An 8,715-nucleotide genomic window follows, 5' to 3' on the forward strand; every position below is an offset into this window, starting at 1 on the left:
CTTCGGCTTCGGCGGGGGCCTTGCGACGCTTGAACCGCTTGCCCGCCCAGTCGCCGAACATGCGCGCGATGACATAGAAGGCGGGGGTGAAGATCAGCCCGAAGATGGTGACGCCGAGCATCCCGAAGAACACCGCCACACCCAAGGCCTGCCGCATCTCCGAGCCCGGCCCCTGCCCGAGCACCAGCGGCAGCACGCCGAGGATGAAGGCGATCGAGGTCATCAGGATCGGGCGCAGGCGCAGCCTTGCGGCATCGATCGCCGCCTGGCGCAGGGGCTTGCCCTCGTCCTCGTTCTGGCGCGCGAATTCGACGATCAGGATCGCGTTCTTGGCCGCCAGCCCGATCAGCACCACGAGGCCGATCTGGGTGAGGATATTGTTGTCGAGCCCCATGGCGCCCACTCCCAGCAGCGCGGCGAGCAGGCACATCGGCACGATCAGGATCACCGCCAGCGGCAGGACGAGGCTTTCATACTGTGCGGCGAGCAGCAGGAAGACGAACACCACCGCCAGCGCGAAGGCGATGCTGCCGGTGTTGCCCGCCTGGCGCTGCTCGAAGGCGAGCTCGGTCCAGTCGAAGGCGAAGCCCTGCGGCAGGGTCTCGGCGGCGAGGCTCTCCATCGTGCCGAGCGACTGGCCCGAGGAGAAGCCGGGAAGGGTGTTCCCCTGAAGCTCGGCTGCCGGGTAGAGGTTGTAGCGCACCACGCGGTAGGGCCCGCCCTCGTTGCGGATCGTCATGATTGCCGAGAGCGGCACCATCGAACCGCTGTCGGATCGGACGCGCAGCCGCAGGATGTCGCTCGCGCTCTCGCGGAACGGGGCATCGGCCTGCGCGGTGACACGGAAGGTGCGCCCGAGCAGGTTGAAATCGTTCACATAGGTCGAGCCGAGATAGGTCGCGAGCGTCGCGAAGACGTTCTCGAGCGGCACGCCCAGCTGCTCGGCACGCTCGCGGTCGATATCGGCATAAAGGCGCGGAGTACGGGTGTTGAAGGTGGTGAATGCCCCGCCAATACCCGGCGCCTGGTTGGCCTTGGCCATCATCGTGAAGGCGACCGTCTCCAGGGCCTGATACCCTGCCCCGCCGCGGTCCTCGATCATCATCTTGAAGCCCCCGCCGGTGCCGATCCCCGATACCGGCGGCGGCGGGATGACGAAGATGTTGCCGGCGGTGATCTGGCTGAGCGCGCCGTTGAGCTCGCCCAGCAGCTGGTTGGCGCTCGCGCGCTCGCCCTTGGGCTTCAGCGAGATGAACATCGCCGCCGCGTTGGGCGCATTGGTGAAGGTCGCGCCGTCGAAGCCGCCGAAGGCGACGGTGTTGGCGGTGGCCGGATTGGCGAGCGCGATCTTCTGGGCCTGCTCGAGCGCCTCGGTCGTCCGCTCGAGCGAGGTGCCCGGCGGCATCTGCAGCACGGCGATGAGATAGCCCTGGTCCTGCGCGGGAATGAAGCCGGTCGGGGTCTCGGCAAAGCGCCACGCGGTGAGGCCGATCAGCGCGGCATAGGCGATGCCGATCACCGCCAGCGCCCGCACGGCGCGCGCGGTGAACCGGCCGTAACGGTCGGACAGACCATTGAACGCCCGGTTGAACCCGCGCGCGAACCGCGTTCCCCAGCCGCGCCAGCCGGGGGCCGGCGGGGTCTCGCGATGCGCCTTGGGCTTCAGCAGCAGCGCCGCCAGCGCGGGCGAAAGCGTCAGCGAGACGAAGGCCGAAATCGCGGTCGCGCTCATGATGGTGAGCGCGAACTGGCGGTAGAACTGGCCCGAGATGCCCGGAATGAAGGCGGTCGGCAGGAACACGCCGATCAGCACCAGCGCGATCGCGATCAACGCGCCCGAGACCTCGTCCATCGTCCTGTGCGCCGCCTCGCGCGGGGGGAGGCCCTCCTCCTCCATCACGCGCTCGACATTCTCGACCACCACGATCGCATCGTCGACCACGATCCCGATGGCGAGCACCAGCCCGAACAGCGAGAGGTTGTTGAGGCTGAAGCCGAAGGCGGCGAGGAAGGCGAAGGAGCCGATCAGCGAGACCGGAATGGCGATGATCGGGATGATCGCCGCGCGCCAGCTCTGGAGGAACACCAGCACCACCAGCGCGACCAGCACGATCGCCTCGAACAGGGTGTCCTCGACCGCGGCGATCGACGCCTCGATATAGGTCGTCGGGGCATAGGGGATGGCGTAGTCGAGGCCCGGGGGGAAATCGCGCTTTGCCGTTTCCAGCTCGCCGCGCACCGCCTCTGCGGTCGCCAGCGCGTTCGAGCCGGGGAGCTGCGAGACCACCACCGCCACGGTCGGCTGCCCCGAGTTGAAGGCGTTGACGCTGTAATCCTGCGCGCCCAGTTCGACGCGCGCGACATCGGTGAGCCGGATCAGCCGCCCGTCGTCGAAGCGCTTGACGATGATCTCGCCGAACTGTTCGGCAGTGACGAGCCGCCCCTCGGTCTGGATGTTGAGCTGGAAGGCGGTGCCCCCGGCGGCATAGGGCGGCTGCCCGATCGCACCGGCGGCGACCTGCACGTTCTGCGCGCGCACCGCGGCGACGATCTCGGCGGCATCGAGGTTCAGCGTGGTCGCGCGGTCGGGATCGATCCACACCCGCATCGAATAGTCGCGCCCCCCGAAGATCCGCACGCTCCCCACGCCCTCGACCCGGCTCAGCCGGTCGACCAGCTGGATCGTCGCGTAGTTCGACAGGTATTGCTGGTTGTAGCGCTTGTCGGGCGAGACCAGCGTCGCGACCAGCAGCAGGTCGGGCGAGTTCTTGCGCACCGTGACGCCGAGGCGCCGCACTTCCTCGGGCAGGCGCGGCTCGGCGGTGGCAACGCGGTTCTGCACCAGCACCTGCGCCTGATCGACGTCCGTCCCTTGCGCGAAGGTGACGGTGATCGCGACATTGCCGTCCCCGGTCGAGGAGGAGGACATGTAGAGCATGTTCTCGACCCCGTTGATCTGCTCCTCGAGCGGCGCGGCGACGGTTTCCGCCAGCGTCTCGGCCGAGGCGCCGGGGAAGCTCGCCGAGACCACCACGGTGGGCGGGGCGATCTCGGGATACTGCGCCACCGGCAGGATCGGATAGGCGATCGTGCCCACGATCACGATCAGGATCGAGAGCACCGCAGCGAAGATCGGGCGGTTGATGAAGAAGTGGGGGAAGTTCATGCGCTTCGCCCCGCCTTACTGCGACTTGGCTTCGGCGGGCGGCGGCGCGGTGACCGGCACGGCGACCGGCGCGCTGTTGCCCGCGCGCGGCTTGATCGTGCCCGCCTTGGGGCTGACCACCGCCCCCGGCTGGAGCCGCGCGAGGCCATCGAGCACCACCTTGTCGCCCGCCTTCAGCCCGCTGCGGACCACGCGCAGGCCCTCGACCATCGGGCCCAGTTCGACATTGCGCATCTCGACCTTGTTGTCCTTGCCCAGCACGAACACCGCGCGGCGGGTCTGGTCGGTGATCACCGCCTCGTCCGGCACCAGCAGGCCGGGATAGGCGCCCGATCCGAGCAGCCGCGCGCGGCCGAACAGGCCGGGGACGAGGAATCCGTCGGGGTTGGCGATCTCGGCGCGCGCCTTGATCGTGCCGGAGCGCGGATCGACCGCGTTGTCGACGAACACCATCTTGCCGCGCCAGCGATAGTCCTCCTCGTCGGCGAGCTGGATCTCGACCGGGTTGGGGGCATAGCGCGAGGACTGGCGCTCGCCGGTCTGATCCTGCCGGACATATTTGAGGTAGAAGCTCTCCGCCCCGTCGAAGGTGAACCAGATCGGATCGACCGAGACCACGCGGGTGAGCACGGTCTGGCCGGCGGTGACGTAGTCGCCCAATGACGCGCGCCGGTCCGAGACGCGCCCCGCGACGGGCGCGCGGACCTGGGTGAAGCCGAGGTCGAGCCGCCGCGCATTGGCGGCCGCGCGCGCGGCGCCCAGCGCTGCCTGCGCGGCCCGGGCGGCGGCGACCTTCTGTTCGTAGGCCTCCTTGCTGATCGCCTCGTCGGGCAGCAGGGTTTCGGCGCGGGCGAGCTCGCTCGCGGCGACCGCGGCATTGGCGCGGGCGCGCGCGACCTCGGCCTCGGCCTGCGCGAGCGCCGCGCGGAAGGGGCGCGGGTCGATCTCGTAGAGCAGCTGGCCCTTGCCCACCGCCAGCCCTTCGCGGAAGGCGATGCGGGTGATGTTGCCCGAGACGCGCGGGACGATCTCGACATCCTCGATCGCCTCGAAGCGGCCGACATAGTCGTCCCAGTCGGTGATCGAGCGCTGCAAGGGTGCAGCCACCGCCACCGTCGGCGGCGGAGGCGCGGGAGGGGTCTGCTGCGAGCAGGCCGCGGCGACGAGCAGCACGGCGGCGATGAGGAGGTTTCGTCTTGCCATCAGGGCCCTCAATGCATTGAACCTCACTTGGGACGACAACTTAAGTTTGATTCCATCGTTTAGCAGCAAGACGCGCACCGGATGCGCAATCACGGTGCCGAAACCTGTCCGCGCCATGCCAGCCTCCCCATCAGCAAGACGGCCGGGATGCCGACTGCGGCGAGCCCGAGCCACAGCTGCGCCGCCGCCCCGCACGCGCAGCCGGGCTTGCGGCCAGTGGACCGAAATTGCGGTTTTGGCCGCGAAGCGCGCTTCACCGGCAGGCACCCCGGCGCAAAAGGAGTCAGCTGCCGCCGTGGCGGCGGCGCCACTGCGAGGGGGGGCAGCCGTAGGTCTGGGCGAAGACCCGCGCGAGCGCCTGCGGGCTTTCGTAGCCGACCGCAAAGGCGATATCGATGATCCGCAGATCGCTGCGCGCGAGCAGTTCGCAGCTGCGCTCCATCCTGAGCTTCTGGTGGTAGCGGTAGGGCGGCATCCCGAGGGTCTTGGCGAAGGCGCGGGCGAAGTGGAACGGCGAGAGGCGGGCAATGGCGGCAAGCTCGTCCAGCGTGACGCGCCGCTCGAGATTGTCGGCGAGATATTCGGTGGTGCGCCTGGCCTGCCACGGCGCCAGCCCGCCGCGCATCTCGTCGCGCCGCGCCGTGCCGGCGGTCAGCAGCAGCAGCCGCCACAGCAGCACCTGCCCGAGCGATTGCCACAGCATCGGTTCGGGGTCTTCCGGGTGCGCGACCAGATCGAAGATCATGCGCACGAGCTGCGCGATCTGGCGATCATCGACATCGGGCACGGTCTCGAGCCTGAGATTGTGCGCAGCCTCGACCTCGGCGAGCAGTTCGCGGGCGAAGTGGATGTGGAACCAGCCCGCATTGTAGTTTGCGTCGACCGCCCAGAAGCTGTCGGTGCCCGGTGCCAGCAGCGTGCCCTCGCCGACGCGATAGGTCTTCCTTGCCGGGCGGCCCGCGATGCTCCGATCGATCGGCGCGCCGCTGCCGATGCGGAACAGCGAGACGGCGACGTCGCTGGGCGGCACGTCGGCCTCGGTCATGCCTTGCCCCTCCACGCCGCATTGCAGCAAGGTGGAAATGCCGAAGGCCTTGTGCACCCGGTCAACCCGCGGCACGCCGCCGACCCAGCGGGCGCCGTCATAGGCCGGAATGCCGGAATTGGGATGGGCGGTGAGAATCTCTGGCACGCAAGGCAATCCTTCCAGGACCGATCCCTTGCCTGACCCCCGACAAGCCCCTGCACCCTATCTCCGGCAGGCGGCCGCGCCAAGCCGGTGGCGCGCGCGCTCAGAAATTCGTCGCAATTCTTGCCATGATTCGCATCTGCGCGAGGTCTCAGGCGGAGGCGGGCTCCGGTTCCCACTCCGGCGGGACGGTGAAGGCGTCGGCCCATTCGGGATGCTTGCGGTATTGCGCGCGGACATAGGGGCAGAAGGGGACGACCCTGAACCCGCGCGCGCGGGCGTCGGCGACGAGGTGCTCGACCAGCGCGAAGGCTGCGCCGGTGCCCCTGAGGCTGTCGGGCGCGATGGTGTGATCGGCGCTGATCACGCCCTCCTCACGGTGGGTAAAGGCAATATAGGCCTCGCCCTCGCGGCCTGCGACGGTGGCGGTGTAGCGGCCCTTGCGGCCGCGATCCTCGCGGCGGATGGTGATCTCGGACATCGCGCTCACAGCCCCTTGAATTCGGGCAGCGGGGTGAATTCGAGGCTGTCCTCGTCCGGCAGCTTCATGCGCCCGGCCTTCCAGTCTTCGGCGGCCTCAGCGATGCGCTCCTTCCTCGAGGAGACGAAGTTCCAGAACATGAACCGCTCCCCCACGGGCTCGCCACCGAGCACCATGACGGTGGCTTCGGATTGCGCGGTCACCGGCACCTCGGCGCCGGGAGCGAGCACCGCCATCATCCCCGCGGTGAGGGCCTCCCCGCCGACCTCGGCCGCGCCCGCCGCGACATAGACCGCGCGCTCGGCATAGCCTGCGGGCAGCACCCGCCGCGCGCCCGGCTGCATCTGCCAGTGCGCGTAGAACTGCGGCGAATGCACCGGAGTCCCTGCGCGCATGCCTTCGAGCTCGCCCGCGATCAGCCGACCGCTGAGGCCCGGCTCGTCCCATGCCGGAAGCTCGGCCCCGGCGTGATGCGAGAAAGCCGGATCGACCTCCTCGGCCTCGGCTGGCAGCGCGACCCAGGCCTGGATGCCGTGCATGTGCGCGCCGTTGGCGCGGGCATGTTCGAAGCGCTCGGAATGGGTGATGCCGCTCCCCGCGATCATCCAGTTGACCTCGCCCGGGCGGATCTCCTGATGGTAGCCGAGGCTGTCGCGGTGGGTCAGCGCGCCGTCGAACAGGTAGGTGACCGTCGCGAGCCCGATATGCGGATGCGGGCGCACGTCGAGGCTCTGCGGGATGCCGGGGGGCAGATCGACCGGGCCGATATGGTCGAAGAAGATGTAGGGCCCGACCATCCGCCGCGCGTGGAACGGCAGCACCCGCCCGACAGTGAATCCGCCGCCCAGGTCATGGGCGCGTTTGGTGATGAGGCGTTCGATCATGTGAGCGTGCTCCTTGGCTTCCATGGCAGATAGGCGGCCGGAGGGTGAATTCCACTGCCGCCGCGATGCGGCGCCCGGCGCAACTGCGTGCTCGGCGAGCGCGAGGCGAGCACTGCCGCGGCCCGCGCGCGCTCAGGCGGCGGGCTCGAGGCGTGGCTCGGGCCTGCCGCCTGAGCGCCGGTGGACACGCACGAAAGCCCCCGGGGTCACGCCGAAGTGGCGCTTGAACATCGCGTTGAGGTGGCTCTGCGAGGAAAAGCCCGCGGCATAGGCGACCGCGGCGATGCTCTCCTCGCTCCGGGCGAGCAGCTGGCGGGCGTGCTCGACGCGCCGCGCGAGGACATATTGCAGCGGGCTCGATCCGGTGGCGCGCTTGAAGCAGCGCAGGAAGTGGTAGCGCGACAGCCCGACCTGCGCGGCGAGATCGTCGATCCTGAGCACGTTTTCGATGTTGCGGTCGATGTAGCCGTCGATCGCGGCCAGGTGGTGCGGCTGGAGCCTGTGTCCGCTTGCCGGGCGGCCGGTGCGGCGGATGTCGCTCCGGTCCGCGGCGGCGGCGGCACTGTGCCCGAGCGCGATTTCGTGCAGCAGCAACTCGGCAAGCGCGCGCAGCGCGAAGGCTGCGCCCGGCGCCTCGATGGCAGCGCAGAAGCGGCGGATCAGCGGCACCAGCGTCCGCACCGGGTGAGCGTCGTGCATCAGGAAGGCCGTGCCCGGCACCTGCGCCGCACAGGGCCGCAGCGCCTCGCTTGCCCGCGCGCGCAGCTGCGGGTCGATCAGCAGCAGGCAGGCACCTGCGCGGTGCTCGTACCCGGTCTCGAAGCCGGCGCTGATGCAGGTTCCTGCGGGCACGAACAGCACCGAGCCGAGGCCCGCGGCGGTGGGTGCGATCCCGGGGAAGGCTGACGCCGTGCCCGACCCCAGCGGCAGCAGGATCGCGTCGCGGTCATCGGGCAGGACGTGGCGCTGCGCTGTGCCGGTCAGATCGCGCGCGATGACCGGTGCGGGGCTGCGCGCCCAGGCGGCAGGAGCGTCCCGGCTCCCCGCTTCGGGCGCGGGCGGGGCAGCGAACGCGTGGGGGCGGACTGGCGCGTGCATCGAATTCTCCTCGTCGGATCCTCCCGTCGGGGACATGCGCCGCGCGGGGTCGGGAAGACCGCCGGCGGCAGACCGGGTCTAACCCGGTCGCGCCGGAGATTGCTGTGCGAAAATTGCTGCATGAGGGCTGCGATTGCCATGAAGCGGCCAATCGGGGCGGCTCGGCCGGGTGCGATGGCCCGGGCTGGCGGCAGATCAGGCCGCGGCGGGCAGCAGCGGCACGGTGATCGAGCGCTCGCCGCCGAAATCCTCGCGCACCACGATCCGGCCCTGCCGCTCGAGGTGGTCGAGCAGCCGCCGCACGCGGCTCGGCGAGGCGCTGCCGTAGAGGCGGCCGAGTTCCTCCTCGCCGGGCATCGCCTCCCCGGTGTGGGCGGCGATGAGGATCGCGAGATAGGGCGCGAGGCAATCCTCGTCGACCCCTTCGGCGGCCTGCGCGATCGCCGCCTGCGCCTCGCCCGGAAGCTGGTCGAGGCCGCTGACGGCATGGGCGAACAGGCGGCGGAAGCGGGCGATGTCGATGTGCGCGCTGGCGATCCCGGCCTGGCGGCAGCGGATCGCGAAGTCGCGGAACAGGGTCGCGGCGGGGCGATAGGTCGCCCCCTCGGCAAGCGCGATGGCGCGGACGAGGTCCTCGGGCGTGGCCTGCGACCCGTTCACGGGCGGCGGAGCGGGCCGCGGCGCAGGGGCGGGT

General features: G+C 70.1%; 6 protein-coding genes and 1 pseudogene. All 7 read right to left on the reverse strand.

The window, feature by feature from the left end; translation table 11 throughout:
- A partial coding sequence (locus tag AX692_RS13865) for an efflux RND transporter permease subunit (RefSeq protein ID WP_073977086.1) occupies positions 1-3,166 on the reverse strand: 3,166 nt, incomplete at its 3' end.
- Positions 3,167-3,181: 15 nt separating this feature from the next.
- Positions 3,182-4,369 carry an efflux RND transporter periplasmic adaptor subunit gene (locus AX692_RS13870; RefSeq protein ID WP_073973044.1) on the reverse strand — a complete coding sequence of 396 codons (1,188 nt, stop codon included), beginning with the start codon at positions 4,367-4,369 and terminating at the stop codon, positions 3,182-3,184.
- Positions 4,370-4,652: 283 nt separating this feature from the next.
- Positions 4,653-5,561 (reverse strand): AraC family transcriptional regulator, encoded by a 909-nt coding sequence (locus AX692_RS13875; protein ID WP_073973043.1) that lies wholly within the window; start codon positions 5,559-5,561, stop codon positions 4,653-4,655.
- Between the two features lie 148 nt (positions 5,562-5,709).
- Positions 5,710-6,039 carry a GNAT family N-acetyltransferase gene (locus AX692_RS13880; RefSeq protein ID WP_073973047.1) on the reverse strand — a complete coding sequence of 110 codons (330 nt, stop codon included), beginning with the start codon at positions 6,037-6,039 and terminating at the stop codon, positions 5,710-5,712.
- 5 nt (positions 6,040-6,044) lie between these two features.
- A complete protein-coding gene (locus AX692_RS13885) occupies positions 6,045-6,923 on the reverse strand; it encodes a pirin family protein (protein ID WP_073973046.1) in 879 nt (292 codons plus the stop codon).
- A 132-nt stretch (positions 6,924-7,055) separates the two neighbouring features.
- Positions 7,056-8,021: a helix-turn-helix transcriptional regulator gene (locus tag AX692_RS13890; protein ID WP_073973042.1), complete on the reverse strand. Its 966-nt coding sequence runs from the start codon at positions 8,019-8,021 to the stop codon at positions 7,056-7,058.
- 195 nt (positions 8,022-8,216) lie between these two features.
- A pseudogene (locus AX692_RS13895) lies at positions 8,217-8,715 on the reverse strand (ATP-binding protein); the annotation flags it as partial.

Source organism: Erythrobacter donghaensis (assembly GCF_001557325.1).
Taxonomy (GTDB): Bacteria; Pseudomonadota; Alphaproteobacteria; order Sphingomonadales; family Sphingomonadaceae; genus Erythrobacter; species Erythrobacter donghaensis_B.